The sequence below is a fragment of the Virgibacillus sp. L01 genome (genome assembly GCF_052246775.1).
Lineage (GTDB): Bacteria > Bacillota > Bacilli > Bacillales > Amphibacillaceae > Lentibacillus.
Genome location: NZ_JBQQCP010000009.1, coordinates 102,097 through 128,480, shown reverse-complemented (window position 1 = coordinate 128,480; position 26,384 = coordinate 102,097). Strand labels below are relative to the sequence as shown.

The following is a 26,384-nucleotide window of genomic DNA, read 5'->3' as shown; positions in this document are numbered from 1 at the left end:
TAGTTACAAGGGAAATGAGTAGGCTGAAATAAGTGATATCTATGATAAAATGAAAGAATGTCTGTAGAATACTACATATGCTGATAACGAACATAGGAGAGGAATAAATTGAACAAAAAAGACATAGCAGGTATTCGTAAACAATTCAAACTAAATAATGATTTATTAAAAATTAGTGAAATCTTTAATGTGTATATAATGAAGGAATCGAGCGAAATATATCATCATCAGAGTTTATCATTTGAACTATTGGAAGAGGAACAGAAAGAATTGTTTATGGATAATTTTAAAAAAGTACTATCAGGCCAGTTAGATGAAAAATTATTCGAATTAAAGTTCCAGCGCGATGTTGAAAATAACAGTCAGCTAATTCTTCACCAGGGTTTATTAAGCAATGATACAGAAGAATGGAAGGGTCATATGCTTCACCTCGTAGAAAAAATGCTGAAGGATAAGCAATACGAAATGGATATTGTCGTAACCTTTATTCGGGGAGAATATATGAAGCCGATGAAGAACACAAGTGATGAGTCAGAAGAAAGTGAACGTAATACGGTTTATTCCCATCCTTTTATTTTATGCAGTATGAATAAAACGCAGGATCCAAAAAAGGAATTACTGTTTGACTATATTGAAAAGGAATTTAAGTATAATATAGTCGTAGATCCAATTATTAATCTGAAAGCTCCGATATCAGGGTTTCTATTCCCTTCAATCACCGATAACGCTGCGGATGTTAACCACGTCCTGTATTCGGCGGGGAAGAAGAATGAACTTAATTATCATTTCATCGAGGAAGTTTTAAATGCGGAAGAAAAAATGACTGCCGCACAAGATAAAATTGTTTTTGAGGAAATTGTAAAAAATGTAGCTGGTGATCAAAAAATTAATACCTCCACACTTTCAAATGTTTACGATGAGATTCATCGTGTTGTGGAAGAGAATGAAGAGGAAGAGATACCGAAATTAGATTACAAAGATGTAGAAAAAGTTTTGAAAAGCAGTGGGATAGAAGATGTTAATTCGGAAAAGGTAGAAACTGCTTTTAAAACTGTGACTGATGATGAATCATATGAGTTTAAAGCGAATAACATCGTACCGAAATATAATTCAAAATCTATTAAAATAGAGACGAAATTAGCTAATATCTCCATTAGCCCACAAGACTTAAGATATGTACGTCAAGTCCATTTCAGCGGGAAGCGCTACTTAATGATGGAAGTGGAAGAAAATACGGTGATTGAAGGATTTGAAATGATTCCAGAAGCTTTATTTGAAAAAGGAAAAGAGAATACAGAGTGATACATTGAATTTGCGGGACAGGGTATGAATTCTTGTCCTTTCTTATACAATTAAAATGGAACACGGATTGCACAGGCTAATAATGGGAAGCTGTCGGAAGGATATGAATTACAAGTTGATAACGGTGGGAATGCTGGGCTTGTCTTGAAACGTAAGCGTTCTTTAACGGAATGAGGATCCGTCTCACCCTTCCGAGAGCACCTTCTCTGCTATTTAGCGGAACGAGGACCCGCTTCTACGGGTTGGCCTCATCCCGATCGACAATCATTGTCCTGTTCTACTTCGTTCGTTTAACAATGCTTAATTTCAATTAAAATAAGCAGGTCAACATGAAGTTGACCTGCTTACAGTATTGTTATTTTCCAATCATTTGATCGACTTTATCACGGTTTTTTTCAAACCATACGGTAGCTAATTTTTCAAAGGATGTACCGTTTTCTTCATTTTTACGTATCATCGATTCTATTTCAGGGATGGAGAATGCTCCAATTGGATAATATCTTATATGCTTCTGGATGTGCTTCCTTAATTCCTTTATATGACAATACATAGTCTTCCTTTTGTAGCATGTGTAATTTTTTCAAAATAAATGTGGTAATACTGGTATCAGTTCTATACTAAAGAAAAAAATCTCATACTGTTGTTTTAACAACAATCGTGTGTATATAGGCCTGAGAAATATAAGTTTTTACATACCCCTTCACAAAGAAGGAATACTATAATGGAGTAATAATTCAAAATGATTTATCACATCATTTGTAAAAACAGTCATAACATGATAATTTTTAAAAGGATAGGTATGCTGCAAGCAGTTTTAGAATGGGGAGCATACACATACGAATACTTAAATAGAGGAGAAAATCTTATGAAAATTATAGTAGCTGGAGGAGATGGCTTTTGTGGCTGGCCGACCGCCTTGTATTTATCGAAAAAGGGACATGATGTAGCCATTATTGATAATATGATCAGAAGAAAATGGGATAATGAATTGCACTCGAACTCCATTACTCCTATTGCAACACTTGAAGAACGCGTAGCAAAATGGAAAGAACTTACCGGCAAAGAAATTCGGGTTTATGATGGGGACTTAACCCATTATGATTTTCTGCGTGAAGTCCTGAAAAAGGAGCAGCCTGATGCGTTCGCTCATTTTGCTGAACAGCGATCTGCACCATATTCCATGATCGACAGGGAACATGCTGTGTTTACGCAAAACAATAATGTAACAGGAACGTTAAACGTATTGTATGGAATTAAGGAAATTGTTCCTGATTGCCATTTAATTAAATTGGGCACAATGGGCGAATATGGTACGCCTAATATTGAAATAGAAGAAGGGTATATTGAGATAGAACACAAAGGCAGAAAAGATGTTCTTCCTTTTCCAAAACAACCAGGCTCTTTTTATCACTTGTCGAAGGTTCATGATAGCCATAATATTACGTTCGCATGTAAAATTTGGGGAATAAGAGCAACTGATTTAAACCAGGGAGTTGTTTATGGATTAGATACAGATGAAACACAAATGGACCCGGTATTGGCAAACCGCCTGGACTATGACGGGGTATTTGGTACTGCACTGAATCGTTTCATTATCCAGTCAACTATTGGCCATGATATTACAGTATACGGAAAAGGCGGACAAACACGAGGCTTTTTAAACATTAAGGATACGGTACGCTGTATTGAGATTGCAGCGAATAATCCGGCTGATCGAGGAGAGTTCCGTGTGTATAACCAATTTACGGAGGAGTTCTCTGTATTGGACCTAGCTAATAAAGTAGAGAAAGTTGCACATGAAGAAGGCCTCGAGACAACAATTGCGCATCTAGACAACCCAAGAGTTGAATTGGAAGAGCATTTCTTCCATGCAGAAAATACAAAACTACGGGATCTCGGTTTGGAGCCTAATCTACTGACTGATGATGTAATTCGTGGAATTCTTAAAACAGTTCTTAGTCATAGAGATCGAATAATTAATGAAAACGTATTGCCACAAGTATCCTGGAAATAAACAAGGAAGTGTCACCTATGAAAATTGCTATCGTAACTGAAACTTTTCTTCCATCAACTGATGGGGTTGTTACCAGATTAAAAGCATGTATTCGCTACTTCTTAAAAGAAGGACATGATGTCAGGGTAATAGCACCAGACCTTGGTGTTTATGAATTTGAAGGAGCGAAAATAGATGGGGTGCCGGCGCGTACCCTTCCCTTTTATCGCTCTAAGAAGTTTGCCCTTCCAAATCGGAAAGTTAGCGGACTGCTGAAGGAATATGACCCCGACATTGTTCATGTAGTAAATCCAGCTATTCTTGGTTTTTCTGGTGTATACTATTCGAAAAAGCTTGGATACCCTATGATAGCATCTTATCATACAAACGTAGCACAATATCTGGATTACTATAAACTCTCTCTTTTTAAAGGTTTTGTATGGTGGTATTTTAGAAAACTGCATAATAAAGCCGAGTTAAATCTCTGTACTTCTAATACAGTAAAGGCTGAATTGGAAGAGCACGGATTTCAAAATGTGCATGTTTGGAAGCGTGGAGTAGATACAGAACTATTGCACCCGAACAAGTATAGTGATGAAATGCGGGATAGGCTCTCAAATGGTAATCCTGAGAAAAAGTTGTTACTGTACGTTGGCAGACTTGCGGCAGAGAAAGAAATTGAGAAAATAAAATCAGTATTGAGTGTGTCTGATCAGTTTGTGCTTGCGATTGTTGGGGATGGCCCGCATAGGCACGAGCTTGAAAAGCATTTTGCAGGGACGAATACTGTATTCACTGGTTTATTACATGGTGAGGAACTTGCTAGCGCTTATGCCTCATCAGATGTCTTCGTATTTCCATCGACTACAGAAACGCTTGGTCTGGTAATCACAGAAGCAATGGCGTCCGGATTGCCACTTGTAGCAGCTGAAAGCGGACCAACTTGTGAACAAATTGAGAATAATCATACTGGATTACTGTATGATCCTGAAAAGCCAGGTGACTTCACAGCAACATTGCTTAAGTTTGAAGATGAAACGTTAAGAAAGCGGTTGGCAAAAGCTGCCCATAAAGAGATTTCTGAAATGGGTTGGGAAGCTCAATCGAAGCAAGTACTTGATTATTATAAGGAAATAGTAAGCGTAGAAGAAGCGCAAAGTAATACAGCAAATTGACATTAGTTTTGAATTCTCAAAGAGTAAGTAGAGGAGTACCATGACACAGGAAAAAAGAAAAAAAGGACCACTTCAATTCCTGCAGTTTAGCGCGATTGGGGTTGCGAATGCAGGTATTGATATTGGAACGTTAAACTTATTGCTACTATTATTTCATTCAGATGAAAAAGGCCTGCTTTTACTGTACAACACTATCGCTTATACATTGGCTGTAGCAAATAGCTATTTTTGGAATGCAAGATTTACTTTTCAACACTCAGCTAAAGGCAGTAATCGGCAGCGAATACTGTTTATTGTGCAAGGTATAGTGAGCTTGGGTGTTAATAATCTTGTGTTTATGGTATCCAACACCCTAATGGAAAGCTTCGGTGTCCCCAATTGGCTGCGATACAATATTGCCAAAGGTCTGGCAATGCTCCTTTCCTTTGTCGCAAGCTTTTTCATGATTAAATATTTTGTGTTTAAAAAACCAAAAAAAGACTGAGCCATTCCATTGAAGGCTCGGTCTTTTTGCATAGGAATTCTGAATTTTAATGAGTTTTAGCTGAAAATAGTTAATAAATGTTAAAATATAGTATAAAAGGACTAGAAAAAATTCAAATAGAGTATATAATGAAACTAACATAATTTATTTAATATTTTTATTTTACATAGGAAAAATTCTGCTGAAAGGAGGAGATTAACTTGAGCTGTAATAGGTCATTATCTTTCAATAATGTGTTGATGAACGGAATTAAAGAGATGGTTTTTATCATTGCTGTCGACGATAATGATAACTTTTGCTATGAATTTCTTAATAAGGCAGCGATTAATCAAACATTCCTTACAGACAAGGTAATTGGCCAATCCATTCAGGACGTTTATCCTCAAAAGACAGCGGATTTTTTGGTAGCTAAATATAGAGAAGCTATCGAGGTTACAGACGGATTAACATACGAAGATTTTTACGAGTCAACATCAGGTATTAAATATTCTGAGACGACATTGACTCCTATGTGTGGCAATGATGGTAAATGCACACATATTGTCGCGTTGGTGAAGGATGTTACCCGAAGAAGGCTGACTGAGCTTGAAATTCAAAAGTCAAAAAATGACCTGTATCGTAATAAGCAAAAGTATCGTTCCCTGTATGATTACAATTTGGACGCTATATTTTCCTTAAGTCTTACAGGCAATATCCAAAATGGAAACAGTGCAGTAGAATCAGTCTTTGGCTATAATGCTGAAGAAATGAGAAACACTCCATTTATTGAACTATTTGCTTCAAAAGATAAAGGTCTAGCTAACAAAAGTTTTCGTGAAGTCGTAAAAGGTATTCCAGAAGAACAGCAACTGACTATACTTAATAAATCAGAAGAAATGGTAGAGGTAATTATAAAGCTCACTCCTATCATTATCAATGATGATATAGTTGGTATATATGGGATTTTTAAAGATATTAATGAACAAATACAATTAGGCAAAAAGTATAAAGAAAGTGAAGGTCATTTTCGGATTATTACAGAGAACTCGAATGATTTAATAACGATGATAGATAATCAGGGTAAAATTGTTTATGTTTCACCATCTTACAAAGAAGTTCTGGACTTTGAAGTAAGTGAATATATTGATAAACCTTTTTTGCATAATGTACACGAAGATGATTCGGAGAGACTGCAGGAAACATTTATAGAATCTATACGGAACAAAACGACCTGGAAAGAACAATTTAGGCAGAAGCATGGAGATGGGGATTACATTTGGTCGGAGTTACTTGGATCTCCGGTATATGATGATGATCAGTTCACACATATGGTAGTGGTGTCAAGAAACATTACACTTCGAAAAGATTATGAACAGCAGCTGCAGCATATGGCATATCATGATCCGTTAACAGGTTTGCCGAATCGTCGCTATTTTATCAAACAATTAAAACAGCATATAGAGAGAATAAAAAATACGGATCAACGCCTAGCCATGATCATGATGGATCTTGATCAATTTAAATCGATTAATGACAAGCTGGGTCACAGCATTGGTGATCAGGTGATTCAGGAGTTTGGAACGAGGATTAGCAAGGTGATCCGTGACGAGGATTTACTTGCACGCTTAGGCGGTGATGAATTTACCTTGTTGTTACCTACTATAAATTCTCCCGATGATGTAATTGAATTAGCTGATCGCATTATTAAAGTAATGAATGAGCCTTGGTGTGTCGGAAATCATGACTTTGGGACAACAACAAGCCTTGGTGTTGTTATATCATCATCGAATACGCCTGAAACTGCCAGTGAAATGCTAAAGTATGCGGATAAAGAGCTGTATAAAGCAAAAAGGGCAGGTAGAAATGACTATAGATTATATGAGTTTATGGATATTTCGAATGTGAAGTAGAACGGAAGCCTAACCAATACACGGGTTAGGCTTCTGTAGTTGAAGCTGATGTCTGGAATGCTACGACACTACCTATTCCATCTTTTACGAATGAATGCTAATCCAACCCAACGATGCGGATAAATATCTCGAACGTTTTTCTCATAAGCCGAATGAGTGGACGTTTTACATTATTTGAAAAGTTGAAGTCTGTACAAATAGCACAACACTTTTAGAATCCAGTCTTAGTTTTAAACGACGAAAATAATGTATAGAATTACTATATATTAAGCAACATAGATAATGATAAATATGCAGGGGGAACGAATATTATGGGATTTATGGAGCGTGTAAAAAAAGGAAATACATCCTCTGGTCTGGCAGCTCTCGGTAATACGTTTTTAGCTATAATAAAAGGTGTTGCTGCTTTTTTTAGTGGAAATGGTGCTATGTTTGCAACGACCATGCACTCATTAGCTGATGCTGTCAACCAGGGGTTTGTATTTTTTGGCAGTGTACTTGCGGAAACACCTCCATCTGAACGGTTTCCTACTGGTTTTGGAAGAGTCATCAATATATTCTGTATGGTCGCGGTCATTGTTGTGTCGGTGATGGCCTACGAGACACTAAAAGAAGGCTGGCATCTGTTTCAGCATCCTGAAGGTTCAGGTAATTTATGGTTAAACATAGGCGTTCTCATAGCATCACTTATAATAGATGGTGCCATTTTGGCTAAAGCAATGAAGGAGATTACTAAGGAATCTGGAGAAGAACAATCCGGATGGATCGTCACCTCTTCATTTAAAAGTGCCGGAAAAGCATCACCGGCAACGCGTCTCGTTTTCTATGAGGACCTTGTTGCAACCTCGGGTGCAGTGTTCGCTTTGATTGGTGTTATATTATCGCAGGTGTTTGGATTTCTTACAGCTGATGGAATTTTTACGATGATTATTGGTGTATTGATGCTGTTTGTTGCGTTTCGTGTAGGGTATGACAATATGATTGGTCTAATTGGTGTTTCAGCACCTGCAGAAGTAGAAAAAAAACTAACCGATTCATTACTGGAAGATAGTGATGTTGTTGATATCTATAAGATAAGAATTATCCAGGAAGGCCGTACCTATCATGTCGAGGGGACTGTGGAACTCAAAAAAGGATTTTCACTAGCTGAAGCAGATGATATTAAATTTCGCTTAAGTGATAAACTATTACGTATGCCGGAAGTGGCTGATGTTGTATTGGGAATTATAGAAGATGATGGTAAATAAAGCAGGTAGAAATAAAAGGCTGGCACAAACATATTGGAGTAGCGAATGTCTAGTTTTCTAATGTTGATAATCAGATATAAAATGCGAAACAACTTTATCGTAAATTCCTTGCATTCTTTATAAGATGAGTGCTAATCCAACGCTGCGGAAAAATACTCGCTTTCCATGGGGAACGCTTCAACCTCCTCACGAGCACAAGTGCTCAGTACGCGGGGTCTTCAAACTGCTCCTTCGACGAACAGGACGTTCTAGTATCGGCGTTGGTCACAGGACGTGACCGTTTTTAGCCGATGACCCATAGGAGTCTCGCATTTTTCCGCAGCTTAGTATAACTCCACGAACTCATAGACTATAAATACGCATTGATCAGAAAGTCTCAACTGGAAGAGTATCTTGAATAGAGGCTGAGTGTTCCCTATGGATAAGAAGCGGTGTCATAGCAATCAGCTTTTTTTCCATGTTACTTCGCATTTTATATCAACTACGTATTAGATCCAACAATCAAAAATGAACATTCTAACCATCCTAGCCTGTTATTATTCGTCTTTAAAGTGGATAGTTTTAGTTATGTCCCTGTCTCATTCTGTGAATACTAAACTGGTTCCTATTAGAGGTGTATGAGGAGAAAGCTTCCTAGAGGCATTGCAGTTTTCTAAAGATACTAACCTTGCATATTAACTGAATATACTGCAAGATAATGTATAGAACATCAAGGAAAGAAGGGTGATTATACTGACTGCTATTCGTTGGTCCTTTTTTGTCGTGGGGATTATTTTTTTTAGTTTTGGAATTTCTGTAACGATTAATGTCCAGCACTTAGGTATTCACCCGTGGGATGTATTAAATGTAGGCCTTTTTGAAATATTTGGTTTTACGATTGGTACGTGGAATATTGCGTGTGGCTTTACCTTAATTGTCGTGTCATGGATTTTGGATAAAAGTTATATAAAATTAGGAACATTTCTAAATGCGTTTCTCGTTGGTATGTTTGTGGATCTGTTTTTATGGCTTGATTTCCTGCCTGACTCAGGTCATTCTTGGACAGATGCTATTATGATGGTAATCGGAATTGTAGTCATGGGGTTTGGTGGCGGTGTGTATAATGCGGCCAAGGTCGGTTCTGGACCACGTGATGGATTCATGCTATCCATTTCAGATAAATTAGGTGCCCCGATTGGAAGAGTTCGCATTATTACGGAGAGCTCTGTTTTGGTATTAGGTCTAATTTTAGGTGGACCGGTATTTTTCTTTACGTTTATTTTCACATTTATACAAAGTCCTATTTTTCAGTTTACATTTCTGCGCTTTGATAAATTTATTAATCAAATACAAACAAAATACCATGATAAGCATCTCACTTCATCACGAGCAAGTGGCTAGGTATTTTAAATTTCTCCGTTTATTTGAGTGGTTATTTTTGAAAAAAGGTCTAGACAAATTTCATTTTTCCTCCTGATTCCCGTCTGAAAATAGATTAATAGCAACAGCAGCTATTAAAATTCCATGCAATTATATACCAAAGTTACAGGGACAACAGGTCTATTAGCTAATTGAATGTCTAGTAGTCCAGACCTTTATTATGTTGATGATGCTAGCAGTAGTGGACGTATATTCGTTCTTAGTGACATGTTCGAGAGCCGGGCCTCGGATTGTCTGCATGTATCATGACATTTATCATATTGAATAAACATTGCACGAAGAAAATTGTCCTATATTTCCGAGGAGGTTGCGAACTTAGCCGACTCGGTCGATTTCATCCTCCTTTTTGAACACGCACTATTAGGAAAGGCAAGCTTTTAAAGGCTTAATCTATATTGCTGGTGATTGCATATCCAGATGAAATTTTGCTTGTGATGTATCACGATCTACATCAAAATTAACCATGACATCTTTCAATAAGAACCAGCCAAAAATTAATATGATTAACGTTAAAGCAAAAATTAATAAGACGACCTTTTTACTGTTCACAGCAGTACCCCCTAATTATAGTTAATGACAGCGTAGCAAAACCTCATCCTGCTGTAAATAGGAGTAAGACAAATGTCATGCTTTTTTCGCAGTTAAGAAAGTATAAATTCTTTCTTACTGCATAAGTGCAACTAAGGCTTTCGCCATTAATGCTTGGCGATAAGCCAAGTTTTCTAAAAATATTGGTTGTAAAAAATGCAGTTAAATTACAATCACCAGAAATATAGTGAAAATCAGAGGAAATTAGAGTATGTTTTTATTGTTTACGCTTACTTGCCGTTTTGTTAAATGTAATTTCTATGGTATGATTCGTTGGTTGAATTCGGTTTAAGCTTTGTTGAAAAGCTTAGCAATACTATACTATAGAAAGAGGTAAAAAATTGAAAATAGAACAGATTAAGCAAGATTGGTTTGGTAATGTCAAAGGTGATGTGCTAGCTGGAATGGTCGTTGCAATGGCATTAATTCCTGAAGCAATAGCCTTTTCTATTATTGCCGGAGTAGACCCAATGGTTGGTCTATATGCATCGTTTTGTATAGCTGTCGTGATTGCATTTGTGGGAGGACGGCCTGGAATGATTTCAGCAGCCACAGGGGCAATGGCGCTTCTGATGGTTAACTTAGTTGCTGATTATGGGTTAGAATATTTACTGGCAGCTACGATTCTAACAGGTATTATTCAGCTCCTAATAGGCGTATTTAAACTATCCAGTGTTATGAAATTTGTACCACGTTCGGTGATGGTCGGATTTGTTAATGCACTGGCAATATTAATTTTTACGGCTCAGCTGCAGCATTTTGTAGATGAGTCTTGGATCATGTATGCCCTTGTCGGGTTAACACTTGTAATTATTTATCTTTTGCCGCGACTTACAAAAGCGGTCCCATCCACATTAGTGGCAATTATCGCAATTACAGCAATTGTAATATTAGGTGATATCGGTGTGCGTACAGTTGGTGACATGGGTGCATTAACACAACAACTGCCAGTGTTTTTAATTCCATCTATTCCATTAACTTGGGAAACGTTTATGATTATTCTCCCGTACTCAGCCGCATTAGCAATTGTTGGGTTATTGGAATCGTTGCTAACAGCTAATATCGTGGATGATATGACAGATACAGAAAGTAATAAAAATAAAGAAACACGCGGGCAAGGCATTGCTAACGTTATAACCGGCTTTTTTGGCGGAATGGCTGGTTGTGCAATGATTGGACAATCTGTTATTAATGTGAAGTCAGGTGGTAACGGACGTCTGTCTTCACTTGTCGCAGGTGTTTTTCTAATGTTTTTAATTATTGTGCTAGGTGGAGTGGTTGTACAAATACCAATGGCAGCGTTAGTTGGCGTTATGTTTATGGTGGCAATCGGGACATTTGACTGGTCATCAATACGGAATCTTCACAAACTTCCTAAATCAGATGCTGCCGTTATGGTAACAACGGTTGTCATTGTTGTAGTTACGCATGATTTGTCTAAGGGTGTATTGGCTGGGGTTCTGCTAAGTGCCATTTTCTTTGCCGCGAAAATATCCAAAACAAAAGTAACAAACGAACTTGTACAAAATGGCGAGAAGAAGATCTATCGTGTCTATGGCCAATTATTCTTTGCGTCAGTAAATGACATTCCAAAGAAATTTGATTTTACAGATACCGTTAAGGAAGTAGAAATTGACTTAACAAATGCGCATCTGTGGGATGATTCAGCTATCGGTGCTCTTGATAAAATAGAAATGAAATTTGAACAGAGTGATATAGAAGTTTACTACAGTGGATTGAATGAGGATAGTCAATATTTAAAGAATCGCATAGGTGGACTTTCGAAAGCATCAGGACATTAAGGTCTAACGGTGTTAAGATGAAATGAAGAGGTGAGGCTTTTGTTTAAAAAGATAATGTTGGCGACTGATGGCTCAGAACACTCAGCACGATCTGCAAAGTATGCTATCGAACTCGCCGAAAAATTCGATGGTAAGATTGAAATTGTTTATGCTGTTGATGGGCAAACATCAAAAACAGATGTTTTGCACCATGCAAATAAATTTGAAGTAGAAAAAAAGCGTAAAGATAAGATTAAGGCAGTAAAGGACTTACTGGAAGTTTCAGGTGTAGATTTCGATACAAAAATTTTACATGGTGAGGCAGGTCCAGCAATCGTATCGCACGCAAATGAAAACGAATTTGACTGTGTTGTTATTGGAAGCAGAGGTCTTAATAACTTACAGACCCTTATTCTAGGAAGTGTCAGTCACAAAGTTGCTAAACGTGCAGACTGTCCCGTTTTGATAGTTAAATAGATATAGTAAAAAAAGGCTGTCCCGAAGTTTTAGGGACAGCCTTTATTAGTGATTAAAAAAAGTCAATATTCCTTCACAAGCCGCGTCATATCATAGTTGGCTAAATCGATTTCCAGTTCCTTTTCTAATGCCATATCTGCCAGCTGTTTTCCGACATAGGGACCTATCGTAAGTCCTGAAGAACCGAGGCCATTTGCTAGCAATAAACCATTATAACCAGGCAAACTTCCAATCACTGGCACAGATTCTGGTGTCATTGGGCGAAAGCCTACACGTGTTTCCAGTATACTGGCATTTTCCAGTTCTGGCGCTATTTTGATTGCGTTGGAAAGTATATGATGAATTCCACCTGCAGTCACACGGTTATCAAAGCCAACGTTATTCTCATGGGTCGACCCAACAATAACCCGGTCATCAAATGTAAGCATATATTGGTTAAACGGAGGTTTTACAACAGGCCAATTGGCTGGTGAAATTCCAGGAAGCCTTAAATGGACGATTTGTGCTCTTTGGGGTCTAATATCAAAGTGCATACCTAGAGGTTGAAGCAGGTGGCTAGTCCATGCACCAGTTGCTGCTATTACTTGATCAGCCTCTAAATTATCGCCGTTAACAGAAACTCCTGTAATTTGTGTTCCTTTAAGGAGTAAATGTGCCTCACCACTTATTATCTTTGCACCATGCTTTTCAGCGCCTCGTAAAAGTGCATTTCGCAATGCACGTCCATCTACCCGTGCTGCTCCACTGACATGAAGTGCTTTATATTCATCAGACACCAGTGGGAACATTTCTTTTGTTTGTTTTGAGTTAAGAAGTGTAATTTCTCCAATTTCAGGGGCATCTTCACGTCGCTTATAAGCGTGTTCCTTCATAGCAATCAGTTTTTCTTCGTCATTATGGAGATTTATCGCGCCTACGCGTGCATAACCTGTATTCCTTTCACCGTCTTCAGCTAATTCCTGGATTAAGTTATGATAAATACGAGCACCGCCTTTGGCAAGCTTATACCAAGCCTTATTCCGGCGTTTCGAAAGCCACGGGGCTACAATACCTGCAGCAGCATCAGTTGCCTGACCTGTATCCTTTCGATCAATAATCACAACCTTGGCGCCAGACTTGGAAAGCTGGTATGCTGTAGATGCACCTAGTATTCCTGCGCCTATTATAATAAATTGCTTCATAGAAAAATCCTTTCATATCATCTTCATATACTATAGGAATAATTGCTGAAAAAATAAAGGAAAAAGATTATTACTAAAAAGAATTAATAGGAAGAGAGGAGTCGGAATACATATGAACGAGAACATTGTAGCAAAAATTTTATTTATAATTGGAATTGCCCAAATGTCAATTGGTTTAATAGTGGGCCTTATTTTGGGAAATGCTGATTATCATGGTGTTATGAATTGGTCAATTGTTTTCATGTGGACAATTGGCGGTTTTATAAGTGGTATGTTATTCCTTGGTTTTTCCGAAATAATAAAATTACTCCATGCAATTAATGAAAAAACACCTTCATTACAAAAAGAAGCATTTCAAATAATAAATCCACTAGAAGAAGATTCACCTGTATCTAGGTCTTTAGAAGAATCAGATAAGCAAAAAATTGAAGAAAAATACAGAGATGAAGAAATTTCCGAGATCATCCAATCACCAAAAGAAGGCTACTGTCTCGTGAAATTTAAAAGCAGTGCTGGATATTACGTAAAAGTAGTTAATGTTGCTAGATTTGGCGTTGAGGAAGTTCACGATACTGAAATAAAATACACCATTATAGAGTGGTATAATAACTTGGATTAAATGGAATGCAAGAATATGTATAGGGATTTTGTTAAACTTGAGCTTAACATAAAGATAGTGAGGAGTGTCTCTTTTGGCTAAAGGAAATCATAGTTCAAAGATGGGTTGGTTCGGCTGGACTTTTTTAAGTGTTATTTTAGTTACTGTAGTTGGTTCTTTTTTATTCTTTTCTAATATACTTGATTTAGATATCAAATCAATTTTCACCGGCGAAAAAAATGCAGAGGGCAATGAAGAGCCTGTATCTGAGGAAACCCTGGAAAAGGTGGAGGAAATTCAGGAAACTGTTGGAAAGGATCATGCGGATATTGGTCAGTTTGTAGCTAAAACGCATGATTTCTATAATAAAACAACAGGATATGGAAGTATCGCTTCACTTGATTGGGAAAAGCAAAAGGATCGGGCAAATAAAGTACTAGGCAAGTTGGAGGAGAAACTTCCAAATGTAAAGGATGATGCTCTGAGGGCTGACATAGAGCGAATACAGGAATTGGCCAAAAAAGCAATTAATGAACAGGAAACAGAACATGTGAGAAACCTGCATCGTATGTTTCATGACTTGGATATTGCGTTGAACAACTATAACGGGTATGATACTATTTGGAAAGTTACCGAAACATTGAAAACTGCAAATTAGTGTCCATAAACTAATTAATTATGGTAATCTAATAGTTGGGTTAGTAAAGATTACAAAGTTTTAAAGGAGAAATGAATATGGACAAGACATTAATTTTTGGTCATAAAAATCCGGATACTGATACTATTTTCTCTGCATTAGCATATGCAGATTTGAAAAATAAGCTTGGATTTGATGCAGAACCCGCAAGACTTGGTTCAGTCAGCAAAGAAACACAGTTTGCTCTTGATTATTTTTCAGTTGAGGCACCTCAGTTTATTGAAAAAGTTGAAGAAGATGTAAAAGATGTTATTTTAGTTGATCATAATGAATTCCAGCAAAGCGTGGAAAACATTAAAGATGTACACATTACCGAAGTTATAGATCACCACCGTATTTCAAATTTTGAAACGAAAGAGCCGTTATATTTTCGTGCTGAGCCAGTTGGTTGTACAGCAACGATTTTGAATAAAATGTACAAAGAAAATGGTGTAGCTGTAACGAAAGATATCGCTGGACTATTACTTTCAGCAATCATCTCTGATTCATTATTATTAAAATCACCAACATGTACAAAAGTAGATGTTGAAGCAGCCTATGAATTAGCTGAAATCGCAGGCGTAAACCTGGAAACATACGGTTTTGAAATGCTTCAAGCTGGTGCTGATTTGAGTGACAAGTCAGTTCTTGATCTTATCACGATGGATGCCAAGGAATTTTCCATGGGTGACGCAAAGGTTGAAATTGCTCAAGTGAATGCAGTTGATACAACGAAAATTTATCAATTTCAAACAGATCTGGAAACAGAAATTGCCCAGATTATTAAGGATAAAAACCTTGATCTATTCCTGTTTGTTGTAACAGATATCTTAAACAACGATTCAGAAGTACTTGCATTAGGTGAAGGAAAAGATAATGTTAATCAAGCATTTAATGTATCCTTGGATGACAATAACCGCGCATTACTTAAAGGCGTAGTGTCACGTAAAAAACAAATCGTGACCAACTTGACTGAAGAATTTACAAAATAGCGTGATGAAGGAGGCCCTCCAGTTTTTCGACTGGGAGGTCTTTTTTTTCGGGCTATGTCCTGGCGAGTTGATAAAACCTATTCCGGTTGATATCCACGCCAACGAGTTGATAAAGCCATATTCCGGTTGATATCCACGCCAACGAGTTGATAAAACCATATTCGGGTTGATATCCAAGCAAACGAGTTAATAAAACCATATTCGGGTTGATATCCACGCCAACGAGTTGATAAAACCATATTCGGGTTGATATCCAAGCAAACGAGTTGATAAAACCATATTCGGGTTGATATCCAAGCAAACGAGTTGATAAAACCATATTCCGGTTGATATCCACGCCAACGAGTTGATAAAACCATATTCCGGTTGATATCCAAGCAAACGAGTTGATAAAACCATATTCGGGTTGATATCCAAGCAAACGAGTTGATAAAACCATATTCCGGTTGATATCCAAGCTAACAAGTTGATAAAACCATATCCCGGTTGATATCCAAGCAAACGAGTTGATAAAGCCATAATCCGGTTGATATCCAAGCAAACGAGTTGATAAAACCATATTCGGGTTGATATCCAAGCTAACGAGTTGATAAAACCATATCCCGGTTGATATCCAAGCCAACGAGTTGATAAAGCCACATTTCCGGTTGATATCCAAGCAAACGAGTTGATAAAACCATATTCGGGTTGATATCCAAGCCTTCCCAGTTGATACCTGCCCAACCTGCCCACTCCGACTTAATCACAAAACCCCCGCATGGCCCAAACTCATGCGGGGGTTCACCCTAATTTCTATCCATTGCTGCTATCAGCTTCTTCAACTGCAATTTCTTCATCTTTTTTAAAAAATATCTTGTATACCCCTATTGTTAATAGTGGGATGGCGAATACGGCAATCATCGCATATGCCATTGCTGTGTAACCTGTTGAAATTAAGTCGATGATTCCTACTTGTGAGAGAATCATAGCTAAGATTAGTGTACCAACTGCGATCGCACCTCTTTGTGTGGAAGTAAGCGATTTGTTAGCATGTTCTTCCATTTGTGCCTCCATACGGTCAACAAACGCATGGATCATTCCAGAAGATGTTTCGACTAGTGTCCAGCCGACAACAATACCGAATATCACGATCACAATCGCAGGGAAATCCTGCAGCATTACAAGCCACGGCACGGAAGCCCCGAACACCTCTTCTGAAGGATAGAATCCCATAAGACTGAAGTACGTTAAGAACCAAGGGAAGGTCATAAGAACGCCGGCTATAATCCCGGAGATTACAGATTCCTTTCGTGATTTTTGGCGTTCAATGGTAAATAACGCTGCCGGAAATACAGCCAAGTTATAGCCAACATACAATATGCCGGTCCATAAAACGGCAAATATTGATACTTCTCCAGGCATGTAACTCGTATCTCCTGAAGACAATACAGCCATGGCATCATCCCATGTAGTTCCAATAACAAGAGCAGCAAAAACCAGGTAGCCAATCATTAATGCTAATGTACCGAATGTTTTAAAGCGTTCAATAAGTCCTTTACCGTAGAAGTTCAATATACCAACTATAACTGTTATCAGACTGACACCGACCCAGTAATTTAATCCAAGTGTACTGTTCAGAATTTCACCAGTTGCTGAAGCCATAATGGCAATGATTAAAATTGCAAGCAACAAGTAGACGATGTCGAATAAGAACCAAAATGGACCGATAAGTTCTTTTAATAATTTGCGGTATTCAAATGCTTTGTATTTACGTGCAAATTCGAACATCAGGACAGCCATTACGATAAAACCAAATAAAATACCAATACCACCAAGCCATCCAAGCGCTCCGAATTTAGCGCCGTATTGAACAATCTCCCTCCCTGTAGCGAAGCCACCACCAATTAATACGGATTGAATAATGATTGCTGGCAGCAGGTACCTTCCAAATTTCCCTTCAAACAAATTCTTCATCTAAAACCCCTCCAAATATATATTTATCAAACAGGAAATCACAAATGGAATACTTCTTCTTCAACAGTGAATCTCTCTAATGCTTGCTCATCGATTTCATAGCCGATACCTGGTCGATCTGGGACTGAAATGACACCATTTTCTACTGTAACCTCAGGCTTTATGATGTCTTTTTTCCAATATAGTGCTGAAGCGGCCGTATCACCTGGCAAAACAAATTGTGGCAGGGTTGTTAGCGCAATATTATGTGCTCGGCCAATTCCAGCTTCGAGCATCCCGCCACACCAAACGTTAATTCCATTTTGTTTACATACATCATGAATACGTTTCGCTTCCGAAAGTCCACCGACTCTGCCGATTTTAATGTTAATGATTTTGCAGCTTTGCAGTTGAATTGCTTTTTCTGTGTCTGCAAGTGAATGAATGCTTTCATCCAAGCAAATGGGGGTCTTCATAGCGGCCTGCAACTTGGAATGATCAACAATATCATCGTGTCCCAACGGCTGTTCAATCATCAGCAAATCCAGTTCGTCTAACTTTTTCAGATGATGTATATCTTTTAGTGTATAGGCAGAATTAGCATCCGCCATAATGGGTATATTTGGGAATTCTGACTTAACTCTACGTAGAATTTCATAATCCCAGCCAGGTTTTATTTTAATTTTGATGCGTTTATATCCTTCTTTCACATAGTGACCAACTGTTTGCAAAAGTTCATCTGCACTGGGCTTAATTCCGATACTGATGCCAACATCAATTTCTTTCTTTGTACCGCCAAGTGCCTCTGCAAGTGAAATGTTCTCACGTTTGGCATAAAGGTCCCAAATTGCCCCTTCTAGCGCAGATTTTGCCATGTTATTCCCTCTGATTGGTTTAAAAATTTCCAACAGATCATCAGGATGGTTGATTTTGTTTTCTTTTATTAGCTTTATTAAAAAGTCTTTGATGATATGCTGGGTTGTTTGAACTGTTTCTTCGTTATACCATGGACTTGAAAATGCAACAGATTCACCAAAACCACGATTTCCTTCTTCATCAATTGCTTCCGTGACAAAGAATTCTTTTTCCTGTATCGTTCCAAAGCTTGTCGTAAAGGGAGTATTTAACATCATTTTAAGTCGCCGAAGTTTAAATTGCTTAATAGGGATTGTCATGTTGGTTTCCTCCAGTGCACGGGTTAGTTTTGGTAAAGTAATAGTAACTGTGCCTTTTCCAATGATTACGGATGAAATTCTCCGCTGTAAAGCCATTATCAAATAATAGCTGAAATGCTTCTCTCGTTTTATGCCGCCATTCCTTTGCTAGATTAATATCCTTTTTCTTAAGAGATTGGAAATTATTAGGTACGGCAACAAACCAGCCGTCATCAATAGGGTTAAATCTATCCAGATAAGCTTTCGGTATCCCATTCGTTGTTACATCAATCATTAGTTTATTTTCAACGAATGTTATCTTTTGGGCTGGTTTAGCCGTATTAAGGTCCCATTCGATTTGAATCCGATCTGTAGGTAAGCCTTCATTTAACTCATCATCCATGGATCCATAGTGATCTTTTTTGTAAAAAGCTCCAGTTGCTCCAAGTTTATGCAAATTTAAATATGCATTTAAACTTTCAAGTGGATCAAACGTCCATGTAATGATGGAATAGCCTATTTCTCGAGCAATTTCAGCCTGCTTCAGCTTCATTCTTTCACCAAGCCCCCCCTTGCGATAACCTGGCAATATTCCAAGCATATGGGAACATAAATAGGATTGACTGCCATCAAATCCTGCAAAGCTGTATAAAAAGCCAACCATCGCTTGTCCATCAAATGCACCGAGAATAACGCCACCATGATTTAAGGCGGTATATGTCTGATGCACTGGATTCGGAGTCATTTGCCAAACTGCTTCCTCCACTTCCTGCATTTTTCGCAAGTCAGTCATACTTGTCAGCTTGCGAATTTCAATATTATTGGTCATCTTAGGTGCTCCTTTCAGCAGTTTTAATTAAAGCATTAGTTAAAATATCAACCGCTTCAGGAATTATCGCATGATTGAATGTCATGTTTGGATGGTGGAGACCTGGCTGTAAATCACATCCTATTGCAAGCATTGTTGCTTTTAAGTAAGGCTTTTTAATAGTATAAAAATGAAAATCATCCCCTCCAGTCGTTGTAATAATCGGTTGCAATTTATCGGCACCAACGCAATCTTTGATAGCATCTTCCATAATCGAAGTAGCTTCCTGATTAATAACAGATGCAGCAATGTTGGCGCCAATCTTCAAGTCGATGGAAATGTCATGATAGTCGGCAAGCATGGCTGTAATTCGCTTAACATTTATCATCAATTCGTCCATAACCGCGTTAGTTTGAGCACGTAAATCGACTGAGAATGTTGCGTTACCAGGGATAATATTTTTACTCTCTCCACCAGCCTGAAAAGCTGTCAGCTTAGCAGAATGGGGAATCATTGGGTTTATATCGATATATTGCAGGTGCTGGACAAGCTCAGAACCAACATGAATAGCATTGGTGTTTAAATGAGGCCTGGCCCCGTGGGCATCATCACCTTGAATGACTCCATCAATAAAACAAGCTGCACCATGGCGGATAGCTGGAGCAAACTGATCATGTTCTAATTCTTCTATTGGTCGTAAATGCATTCCATATAAATAGTCAATATCATCAGCAATCCCTTTATCCACTAAGGATAATGCGCCTGTCCCTTTTTCTTCTGCAGGCTGAAAAATAAATCGGAATGTTCCTTTTCCAGGGTAGCCATCTTCAAGAAGTGTTAATAATGAGCCGATTGCAATTGTCATATGTGCATCGTGTCCACACGAATGATTTGCCTGAAATTTACCGTCTACCTCTTGCCATAAAGCATCAATATCAGCTCGCATTGCAACAACGGGTGAACCTTGGCCAATTTCGATAACAAGACCGGTTGAATCATCCACTGTGGTAATCCTGCAGTCATAATTTTTAAAAAGCTGTTTGATGTAAGATGTAGTTTCATGCTCTTTCCAGCTGATTTCCGGATGTTCATGTAAATGGGAGAAAATTTTTTGAAGCTGTGGGGTTATCTTTTCTATAGTTTGCTTCATGGATATGCTCCTTTAAACTAATTTGCAAAAAAACTGCTTGCTTCTATTCCATCAAATAGTGCTGCCCGCCGCTGAAACAGCTCCGGTGCACGTAATGTTATCGCTGCAATAATACTATTCATCAGGGAAAATACGGCAGGTACCAAATCAAGTGTCGATAGTTCCTCCAATTGAACCGCCAATGTTATATCTGAATACTCGGTAATGGGCGAATAAGGGTTATCTGTAAAAGCAATAATTGTTGCACCTTGTTTTTTGGCCAATTCAGCAAGTCTTATCGTGTTAACCCCATACCTATGGAATGAAAAAGCAACAAATACACTATTTTCATGCAATTCACTTAGCTGAACCAAAATATCATCATCAGGTGTATGCTGCCGTACATTGCCGACCACAATATTTAGGGCATAGGTAAACCAGCTTGCTAACGCGTAGGATGATCGGATACCTGAAATATAGATGTTCTCAGCAGATAACAGCTTTGTAACGGTTTGGTCTAAGTCCGTTTCCGAAATTTGCTCGATTACTGTCTGAATTGTACGTATATCATTGAACATTAGGTTTTTAACAGTATTATCTTCCGAATGATTGGATACCTTTCTGTTTCTGAAATCAGACAAACTGCTTTTTTCAAAAATGCGTTGTTGGTATACCTGCTGTAAAGATTTATAGCCATCATATCCAAGTGTACGCGCAAAACGAATGATCGTTGTTTCGCTGACACCTATTTTTTTGCCTGCTTCCTGAGCTGAGTTCATTGCGAAAATAGATGGATCACTGTAAATATAGGATGCTATTTTTTTAAAGCTTTTTGAAAAAGTCGATTGATGTTCCTTGATTTTCTTGTACAGATTCTCCATGTTAATTCTCCGTAAGTTTGTCATCTATTAAAATGAAGGATTTGCTTTTAATTTTAATAAATAAGAAGTAATTCCTTTATTATTATAGTTAACATACCATAATTATAGAATTTTCTCAATATGTAATCTTGGGAATTATTAAAAAATTAACTGATTGCGTAGGAACTTAAGTTATAACTGATAAAAGTGCTAAACATCCGTTTTCATACATAAAATTAGTACAAGCCTAATAAAAAGGGTGATTAATTTTGTGGTCAGATTTTAAAGCATTCGCATTAAAAGGAAACGTATTAGACTTGGCTGTTGCTGTGATTATCGGGACAGCCTTTGGAAAAATAGTAACGTCACTTGTTGAAAATATTATGATGCCACTAGCAGGGATCTTAGTAAGTGGTGTTGATTTCACAAATTTAAAGTATACCGTCAGAAAAGCAGATGTATTGTATGGCGAGTTCATCCAGTCGGTTTTTGATTTTATCGTTATTGCGGTGTCCATCTTCATTTTCATTCGCATCATAGCAAAGTTTAGAGGTGAGAAGGAGCAGGAAAAAGAAACAAAACCTGATGAAAAAGCTGAATTGCTCAAAGAGATACGTGACCTTTTGAAAAAAGAGGATAAGCTAACGCCAGAACAGAAAAAGAAGATCACAATTAATATTTCATCACAGTCGAAGAAAAGATAAAACTTGAAAAATACAGTAAGCTGTGGCATAGTGAATTTGATAGATTAATTGAATAATAAGTTGTAGGGGGACCAGTTTATGCTGGTTGAGATTGCATCCGATAGATGCTGACCCTTGGAACCTGATTTGGTTGAGACCAGCGTAGGGAACAAAGTAAAACAATAGTAATATTGTTCGGAATGCGCTCAGGGACTAACCTGGCGTTATTTTTTTGGACTTTTATGGATAATTCCTATCGTTTCCAATACCAATCATACTTCCAGAAGTGAACAAAAAAAGAGAAAGGGAGATGGGAAATGAGAAAATGGTTACTCGTAGTTTTTATAGCCGTTTTACTAACAGCATGTAACGACGCAGGAGGAACTGACGATAAAAGTCAGGAGACAGAACAAGCTAAAGTAGTGCTCGATTGGACCCCCAATACGAATCACACAGGGCTATATGTTGCCCAGGAAAAAGGATATTTTGCCGATGAAGGGTTAGATGTAGAAATTATGATGCCAGGTGAGGCAGGGTCTGACCAGCTTGTAGCATCAGGAAAAGCTGACTTCGGTGTCAGTGCACAGGAAGCTGTTACAGAAGCACGTATTCAGGATATTCCCATCGTATCGATTGCAGCGGTTATCCAGCATAATACATCCGGATTTGCTTCACCAAAAGACAAACAAATTACATCACCAAAAGATTTTGAAGGAAAAACATATGGCGGGTGGGGTGCACCGGTTGAAAAAGCGGTTCTTTCATCACTTATGAAGCAGGAAAATGCCGATGTTGAGAAAGTAGATATTGTCAATATGGGCAATACAGATTTCTTCACAGCGGTGAAGCGGGATATTGATTTTGCTTGGATTTACTATGGCTGGACTGGAGTCGAAGCAGAAATGCGCGGGGAGGAATTAAATATGATTTATTTAACCGATTACTCCAGAAAGCTTGATTACTATACACCTGTCCTTACAACGAACGAAAAAATGATCTCTGACAATCCAGAAAAGGCTGAGAAATTTTTAGCGGCGGTTTCAAAAGGGTATAAGTTTGCCATAGATAATCCAGGTGAAGCAGCAGAAATTCTCATCGACGCTGTTCCAGACCTTGATCCGGAGCTTGTTAAGAAAAGTCAGAAATGGCTATCACCAAAATATCAGGATGACGCAGAAAAGTGGGGAGTTCAAAAGCAGGAGGTTTGGGAGAATTATTCTAGCTGGATGTATGATAATGGACTTCTTGAAAGTAAATTAAAAGCGAAAGAAGCGTTTACCAACGAATTTTTGCCAGAATAGGAGTGGGAATATGAACAATTCATTAGTAAGTATTCAAATTATCCCCAAGACAAAAAATGGGGAAGATGTCATTCCATATGTAGACGCTGCGATAGAGGTGATTGAACAAGCTGGAGTGAAATATGAGGTCCATCCTTTGGAGACAACAATGGAAGGGAAGCTAACCGAGCTATTTGCAGTTATTGAAAAAATGAACGAAAGAATGGTTGAACTCGGGAGCGTCAGCATTATATCACAAGTGAAAATACTCTATAATCCAAGTGGTGCATCGATGGATAAATTGACGGAGAAATATCGTTGATGAAAAAATTTATGAAAAAAGGATGGAAACCTGTTACGGTTATCCTCCTTTTATTCATTATTTGGGAGGCTTCCAGTAAGTTATTCGAGATACCTGGCTGGCTGCTGCCAGCGCCCTCGCAAATTTTCCAAACAGGTGTTGAAGGTTGGGCATCTTACCAGCATCATATCTTCTCAACCGTTCAATTAACGATTATTGGATTTTTAATTGGCAGCAGTGTGGGAATTCTGATTGCGATTAGTCTGCATCTTGTACCACAGCTTCGGGAAGCGTTGTATCCATTAATTATTATTTCGCAAAATATACCAATTATTGTTCTGGCGCCACTGCTCGTTATATGGTTTGGTTTTGATATGCTGCCCAAGATTATTGTGATTACGCTGGTCTGTTTTTTTCCTATTGCAGTGTCAGCCTTGGATGGATTCAGGCAAACGGACCGCGACCTGAAGCATTATATGCAAATGGCTGGTGCAAACAAGAAGCAGATATTTTGGAAACTGGAATGGCCGAATGCATTACCATACGTATTTGCTGGGCTGAAAATTTCAGCAACGTATAGTGTCATGGGAGCCGTCATATCTGAATGGCTTGGTGCGAGTAAAGGGATCGGCGTGTATATGACATTAGCATCGTCTTCATTCAGGACTGATCGTGTTTTCGTATCTATTTTTCTTGTAATGGTTCTTAGTTTATTATTTTTTGCAATCATTATTTTGATCGAAAAAAGCCTGATTAAATGGAAGCCAAAAGGAGAAGGAAATTGATATGGGCAATTTAACCGTAAACGATATAACAAAATCATACGGAGATCATAATGTTTTGCAGGATGTTAATTTCATCGTTAATGACGGAGAGTTCGTTTCCATTTTAGGCCCATCCGGAAGTGGGAAAAGTACATTATTTCATTTGATTGGCGGGATTCGTCTGCCTGATTCAGGAGAAATTTTTCTGGAGGATAAACAGATAAATGGTCAGAAGGGATCAATCAGCTATACCCCGCAATCTCCGTCACTCATGCCTTGGCGCACGGTATTAAAAAATGTCTTGCTTGGTGGCGAAATCGTTGGCAAACATGATGAAAAAAGGGCGCTGGAATTAATTGTACGCGCTGGATTGCAAGGGTATGAAAATGCGTATCCACATGAATTATCAGGCGGAATGAAACAACGTGTTGCGTTTGTACGAAGTTTGCTAAGTCCGCAGCCCCTTATCTGTCTGGATGAGCCCTTTTCCGCACTGGATGAGTTTACCCGATTGGAAATGCAGAAATGGCTCATGTCCATCTGGCAGGAAAATAAGCGGTCAATCCTGTTTGTCACACATAATATTGATGAAGCAATTTTTCTTTCCGACCGGGTTATTGTCCTATCCCAAAAACCAGCAACCGTCAAAAGAGAGTTTACGATTCCATTTGAGAGGCCACGCCATGAAGATATTCTGTTGACAGAGGAATTTCTAGACTGGAAAAAGGCAATCTATCGGGAGTTGAGTGAAGATGTCTGATAGAATAATCGATTCGCATATTCACTTGGATATGTATCGCCAGAAGGAGCGGCAGGAAATTTTGAGTGAACTTGAGTTGGATCAGGTGGAGGCACTAATTTGCGTGTCGAACCATTTGAAGTCGTCCAAGGAAACCCTGCGACTGGCTTATGACGATAGCCGTATTAAACCGGCATTTGGCTTTCATCCCGAACAGGCGCTGCCTACTGATTACGAGGCTGCTGAGATTCTAACGTTTATTGAGCAAAATCAGCAAGAAATGATAGCTATCGGCGAGGTTGGATTGCCCTATTACTTGCGGCAGGATAATAAAGGAGGACCATGGAACGCCTATGTTGAATTACTGGAAACGTTTATCCAAAAGGCTGCAGCACTGGATAAACCGATAATTCTTCACGCTATATATGAAGATGCTTCAATTGTGTGCGATTTACTTGAAAAATATTCTGTACCTGATGCACATTTTCATTGGTTTAAGGGAGATTCACAGACGATAGAGCGTATGGCGAAAAATGGATACTCTATATCGGTGACACCTGATGTAGTATACGAAAAGGAAATTCAGGATTTAGTCAGCGTCTATCCGCTATCCCGTGTGATGGTGGAAACAGATGGTCCATGGCCATTTGAAGGAATTTTTAAAGGGAACATGACACATCCTGGAATGATCCATAAGAGTATCGAAAAGATTTCAGAGATGAAGAAGGTCTCGGCTGCGTATGTTTATAGCCAGATCTATGAAAATACGTGTCGTTTTTATAAGCTGTAAAAAATGAAGGGAATCTCTCTTCATTTTTTTGGCAGTTAAGAATTTCTTAATGCATAAGTGGAACTAAGGCATAAACTTCGAAGTATAAGGAGTTCTAACGATTATCTAATAGAAGTGTTAGATGGACAATTGGAGTCATGCT

The 26,384-nt window shown here is 38.2% G+C and carries 28 protein-coding genes and 1 riboswitch; of the genes, 18 read left to right on the top strand and 10 right to left on the bottom strand.

From position 1 onward, the window contains the following. The first annotated feature begins 108 nt into the window (after window positions 1-108). The gene (locus ACTWQM_RS16335) at window positions 109-1,302 is read left to right on the top strand and encodes a DUF4317 domain-containing protein (RefSeq protein ID WP_443259240.1); all 1,194 of its coding nucleotides are present in this window, start codon (window positions 109-111) and stop codon (window positions 1,300-1,302) included. 355 nt (window positions 1,303-1,657) lie between these two features. Here ACTWQM_RS16335 and ACTWQM_RS16330 read toward each other — a convergent pair whose 3' ends face one another. After that, window positions 1,658-1,852 (bottom strand): hypothetical protein, encoded by a 195-nt coding sequence (locus ACTWQM_RS16330; protein ID WP_443259239.1) that lies wholly within the window; start codon window positions 1,850-1,852, stop codon window positions 1,658-1,660. A gap of 315 nt (window positions 1,853-2,167) precedes the next feature. Between ACTWQM_RS16330 and ACTWQM_RS16325 the strand changes: the two genes are divergently transcribed. The 6 genes from ACTWQM_RS16325 to ACTWQM_RS16300 all read left to right on the top strand — a co-directional run bounded on the left by ACTWQM_RS16325 (window position 2,168) and on the right by ACTWQM_RS16300 (window position 9,470). Beyond that, window positions 2,168-3,316, top strand: a complete 1,149-nt coding sequence (locus ACTWQM_RS16325) for an NAD-dependent epimerase/dehydratase family protein (protein ID WP_443259238.1) — start codon at window positions 2,168-2,170, stop codon at window positions 3,314-3,316. A gap of 17 nt (window positions 3,317-3,333) precedes the next feature. Then, window positions 3,334-4,470, top strand: coding sequence for a glycosyltransferase family 4 protein (locus ACTWQM_RS16320; RefSeq protein ID WP_443259237.1), 1,137 nt, complete (start codon window positions 3,334-3,336; stop codon window positions 4,468-4,470). A gap of 40 nt (window positions 4,471-4,510) precedes the next feature. Continuing rightward, window positions 4,511-4,954, top strand: coding sequence for a GtrA family protein (locus ACTWQM_RS16315; protein ID WP_443259236.1), 444 nt, complete (start codon window positions 4,511-4,513; stop codon window positions 4,952-4,954). A gap of 200 nt (window positions 4,955-5,154) precedes the next feature. Further along, window positions 5,155-6,843: a diguanylate cyclase domain-containing protein gene (locus tag ACTWQM_RS16310; protein WP_443259235.1), complete on the top strand. Its 1,689-nt coding sequence runs from the start codon at window positions 5,155-5,157 to the stop codon at window positions 6,841-6,843. A 311-nt stretch (window positions 6,844-7,154) separates the two neighbouring features. Continuing rightward, entirely contained in the window at window positions 7,155-8,090 is a 936-nt protein-coding gene (locus ACTWQM_RS16305; protein ID WP_443259234.1) for a cation diffusion facilitator family transporter, read from the top strand. A 729-nt stretch (window positions 8,091-8,819) separates the two neighbouring features. After that, on the top strand, window positions 8,820-9,470 hold the full coding sequence (locus ACTWQM_RS16300; RefSeq protein WP_443259257.1) for a YczE/YyaS/YitT family protein: 651 nt from the start codon (window positions 8,820-8,822) through the stop codon (window positions 9,468-9,470). Between the two features lie 429 nt (window positions 9,471-9,899). On the opposite strand, the gene ACTWQM_RS16295 is transcribed toward ACTWQM_RS16300, so the two are convergent. Next, window positions 9,900-10,058 carry a hypothetical protein gene (locus tag ACTWQM_RS16295; protein ID WP_443259233.1) on the bottom strand — a complete coding sequence of 53 codons (159 nt, stop codon included), beginning with the start codon at window positions 10,056-10,058 and terminating at the stop codon, window positions 9,900-9,902. Window positions 10,059-10,438: 380 nt separating this feature from the next. Between ACTWQM_RS16295 and ACTWQM_RS16290 the strand changes: the two genes are divergently transcribed. Together ACTWQM_RS16290 and ACTWQM_RS16285 are read left to right on the top strand one after the other, a co-directional pair. Continuing rightward, entirely contained in the window at window positions 10,439-11,899 is a 1,461-nt protein-coding gene (locus ACTWQM_RS16290) for a SulP family inorganic anion transporter (RefSeq protein ID WP_443259232.1), read from the top strand. A gap of 39 nt (window positions 11,900-11,938) precedes the next feature. Then, window positions 11,939-12,355, top strand: a complete 417-nt coding sequence (locus tag ACTWQM_RS16285; protein ID WP_443259231.1) for a universal stress protein — start codon at window positions 11,939-11,941, stop codon at window positions 12,353-12,355. A gap of 62 nt (window positions 12,356-12,417) precedes the next feature. Here ACTWQM_RS16285 and ACTWQM_RS16280 read toward each other — a convergent pair whose 3' ends face one another. Further along, window positions 12,418-13,536, bottom strand: coding sequence for an NAD(P)/FAD-dependent oxidoreductase (locus tag ACTWQM_RS16280; RefSeq protein WP_443259230.1), 1,119 nt, complete (start codon window positions 13,534-13,536; stop codon window positions 12,418-12,420). Between the two features lie 112 nt (window positions 13,537-13,648). Between ACTWQM_RS16280 and ACTWQM_RS16275 the strand changes: the two genes are divergently transcribed. From ACTWQM_RS16275 to ACTWQM_RS16265, 3 genes are all read left to right on the top strand, one after another. Then, on the top strand, window positions 13,649-14,155 hold the full coding sequence (locus tag ACTWQM_RS16275) for a hypothetical protein (RefSeq protein ID WP_443259229.1): 507 nt from the start codon (window positions 13,649-13,651) through the stop codon (window positions 14,153-14,155). A gap of 73 nt (window positions 14,156-14,228) precedes the next feature. Continuing rightward, window positions 14,229-14,792, top strand: coding sequence for a hypothetical protein (locus ACTWQM_RS16270; protein ID WP_443259228.1), 564 nt, complete (start codon window positions 14,229-14,231; stop codon window positions 14,790-14,792). Between the two features lie 77 nt (window positions 14,793-14,869). Beyond that, a complete protein-coding gene (locus ACTWQM_RS16265; protein ID WP_443259227.1) occupies window positions 14,870-15,802 on the top strand; it encodes a manganese-dependent inorganic pyrophosphatase in 933 nt (310 codons plus the stop codon). Between the two features lie 52 nt (window positions 15,803-15,854). Here ACTWQM_RS16265 and ACTWQM_RS16260 read toward each other — a convergent pair whose 3' ends face one another. The 7 genes from ACTWQM_RS16260 to ACTWQM_RS16230 are packed head-to-tail and all read right to left on the bottom strand — an operon-like array spanning window position 15,855 to window position 21,706. After that, on the bottom strand, window positions 15,855-16,424 hold the full coding sequence (locus tag ACTWQM_RS16260) for a hypothetical protein (protein ID WP_443259226.1): 570 nt from the start codon (window positions 16,422-16,424) through the stop codon (window positions 15,855-15,857). Then, window positions 16,381-16,548, bottom strand: coding sequence for a hypothetical protein (locus ACTWQM_RS16255; RefSeq protein WP_443259225.1), 168 nt, complete (start codon window positions 16,546-16,548; stop codon window positions 16,381-16,383). The genes ACTWQM_RS16260 and ACTWQM_RS16255 overlap by 44 nt, the downstream gene beginning before the upstream one ends. Window positions 16,549-16,594: 46 nt before the next feature. After that, window positions 16,595-17,755, bottom strand: coding sequence for a YkvI family membrane protein (locus ACTWQM_RS16250; protein ID WP_443259224.1), 1,161 nt, complete (start codon window positions 17,753-17,755; stop codon window positions 16,595-16,597). Window positions 17,756-17,793: 38 nt separating this feature from the next. Beyond that, window positions 17,794-18,909 (bottom strand): o-succinylbenzoate synthase, encoded by a 1,116-nt coding sequence (gene menC / locus ACTWQM_RS16245; RefSeq protein ID WP_443259223.1) that lies wholly within the window; start codon window positions 18,907-18,909, stop codon window positions 17,794-17,796. Further along, window positions 18,893-19,717, bottom strand: coding sequence for a GNAT family N-acetyltransferase (locus tag ACTWQM_RS16240; protein ID WP_443259222.1), 825 nt, complete (start codon window positions 19,715-19,717; stop codon window positions 18,893-18,895). The genes menC and ACTWQM_RS16240 overlap by 17 nt, the downstream gene beginning before the upstream one ends. Window position 19,718: 1 nt before the next feature. Next, a complete protein-coding gene (locus tag ACTWQM_RS16235) occupies window positions 19,719-20,846 on the bottom strand; it encodes a M20 peptidase aminoacylase family protein (RefSeq protein WP_443259221.1) in 1,128 nt (375 codons plus the stop codon). A gap of 17 nt (window positions 20,847-20,863) precedes the next feature. Then, complete coding sequence (locus ACTWQM_RS16230; protein ID WP_443259220.1) at window positions 20,864-21,706, bottom strand: MurR/RpiR family transcriptional regulator; 843 nt, start codon at window positions 21,704-21,706, stop codon at window positions 20,864-20,866. Window positions 21,707-21,954: 248 nt separating this feature from the next. Between ACTWQM_RS16230 and mscL the strand changes: the two genes are divergently transcribed. The 6 genes from mscL to ACTWQM_RS16200 all read left to right on the top strand — a co-directional run bounded on the left by mscL (window position 21,955) and on the right by ACTWQM_RS16200 (window position 26,242). Further along, window positions 21,955-22,389: a large-conductance mechanosensitive channel protein MscL gene (mscL, locus tag ACTWQM_RS16225; RefSeq protein WP_443259219.1), complete on the top strand. Its 435-nt coding sequence runs from the start codon at window positions 21,955-21,957 to the stop codon at window positions 22,387-22,389. A gap of 54 nt (window positions 22,390-22,443) precedes the next feature. Beyond that, window positions 22,444-22,554, top strand: a riboswitch (TPP riboswitch). A 131-nt stretch (window positions 22,555-22,685) separates the two neighbouring features. Continuing rightward, window positions 22,686-23,669: an ABC transporter substrate-binding protein gene (locus tag ACTWQM_RS16220; protein WP_443259218.1), complete on the top strand. Its 984-nt coding sequence runs from the start codon at window positions 22,686-22,688 to the stop codon at window positions 23,667-23,669. A 10-nt stretch (window positions 23,670-23,679) separates the two neighbouring features. Then, window positions 23,680-23,970: a thiamine-binding protein gene (locus tag ACTWQM_RS16215; RefSeq protein ID WP_443259217.1), complete on the top strand. Its 291-nt coding sequence runs from the start codon at window positions 23,680-23,682 to the stop codon at window positions 23,968-23,970. After that, a complete protein-coding gene (locus ACTWQM_RS16210) occupies window positions 23,970-24,734 on the top strand; it encodes an ABC transporter permease (protein WP_443259256.1) in 765 nt (254 codons plus the stop codon). Before ACTWQM_RS16215 ends, ACTWQM_RS16210 begins: the two co-directional genes overlap by 1 nt. A 1-nt stretch (window position 24,735) precedes the next feature. Then, window positions 24,736-25,473, top strand: coding sequence for an ABC transporter ATP-binding protein (locus ACTWQM_RS16205; protein ID WP_443259216.1), 738 nt, complete (start codon window positions 24,736-24,738; stop codon window positions 25,471-25,473). Then, window positions 25,466-26,242: a TatD family hydrolase gene (locus ACTWQM_RS16200; protein ID WP_443259215.1), complete on the top strand. Its 777-nt coding sequence runs from the start codon at window positions 25,466-25,468 to the stop codon at window positions 26,240-26,242. Before ACTWQM_RS16205 ends, ACTWQM_RS16200 begins: the two co-directional genes overlap by 8 nt. The last annotated feature ends 142 nt before the right edge of the window (window positions 26,243-26,384 follow it).

Bases quoted from the DNA above. Each gene is read 5' to 3' on its own strand.
- ACTWQM_RS16250 (WP_443259224.1), bottom strand. From the start codon at position 17,755: ATGAAGAATTTGTTTGAAGGGAAATTTGGAAGGTACCTGCTGCCAGCA.
- ACTWQM_RS16230 (WP_443259220.1), bottom strand. From the start codon at position 21,706: ATGGAGAATCTGTACAAGAAAATCAAGGAACATCAATCGACTTTTTCA.
- ACTWQM_RS16280 (WP_443259230.1), bottom strand. From the start codon at position 13,536: ATGAAGCAATTTATTATAATAGGCGCAGGAATACTAGGTGCATCTACA.
- ACTWQM_RS16215 (WP_443259217.1), top strand. From the start codon at position 23,680: ATGAACAATTCATTAGTAAGTATTCAAATTATCCCCAAGACAAAAAAT.
- ACTWQM_RS16210 (WP_443259256.1), top strand. From the start codon at position 23,970: ATGAAAAAATTTATGAAAAAAGGATGGAAACCTGTTACGGTTATCCTC.
- ACTWQM_RS16220 (WP_443259218.1), top strand. From the start codon at position 22,686: ATGAGAAAATGGTTACTCGTAGTTTTTATAGCCGTTTTACTAACAGCA.
- ACTWQM_RS16275 (WP_443259229.1), top strand. From the start codon at position 13,649: ATGAACGAGAACATTGTAGCAAAAATTTTATTTATAATTGGAATTGCC.
- ACTWQM_RS16200 (WP_443259215.1), top strand. From the start codon at position 25,466: ATGTCTGATAGAATAATCGATTCGCATATTCACTTGGATATGTATCGC.
- ACTWQM_RS16305 (WP_443259234.1), top strand. From the start codon at position 7,155: ATGGGATTTATGGAGCGTGTAAAAAAAGGAAATACATCCTCTGGTCTG.
- ACTWQM_RS16265 (WP_443259227.1), top strand. From the start codon at position 14,870: ATGGACAAGACATTAATTTTTGGTCATAAAAATCCGGATACTGATACT.
- ACTWQM_RS16315 (WP_443259236.1), top strand. From the start codon at position 4,511: ATGACACAGGAAAAAAGAAAAAAAGGACCACTTCAATTCCTGCAGTTT.
- ACTWQM_RS16325 (WP_443259238.1), top strand. From the start codon at position 2,168: ATGAAAATTATAGTAGCTGGAGGAGATGGCTTTTGTGGCTGGCCGACC.
- ACTWQM_RS16320 (WP_443259237.1), top strand. From the start codon at position 3,334: ATGAAAATTGCTATCGTAACTGAAACTTTTCTTCCATCAACTGATGGG.
- ACTWQM_RS16240 (WP_443259222.1), bottom strand. From the start codon at position 19,717: ATGACCAATAATATTGAAATTCGCAAGCTGACAAGTATGACTGACTTG.
- ACTWQM_RS16235 (WP_443259221.1), bottom strand. From the start codon at position 20,846: ATGAAGCAAACTATAGAAAAGATAACCCCACAGCTTCAAAAAATTTTC.
- ACTWQM_RS16205 (WP_443259216.1), top strand. From the start codon at position 24,736: ATGGGCAATTTAACCGTAAACGATATAACAAAATCATACGGAGATCAT.
- ACTWQM_RS16330 (WP_443259239.1), bottom strand. From the start codon at position 1,852: ATGTATTGTCATATAAAGGAATTAAGGAAGCACATCCAGAAGCATATA.
- menC (WP_443259223.1), bottom strand. From the start codon at position 18,909: ATGACAATCCCTATTAAGCAATTTAAACTTCGGCGACTTAAAATGATG.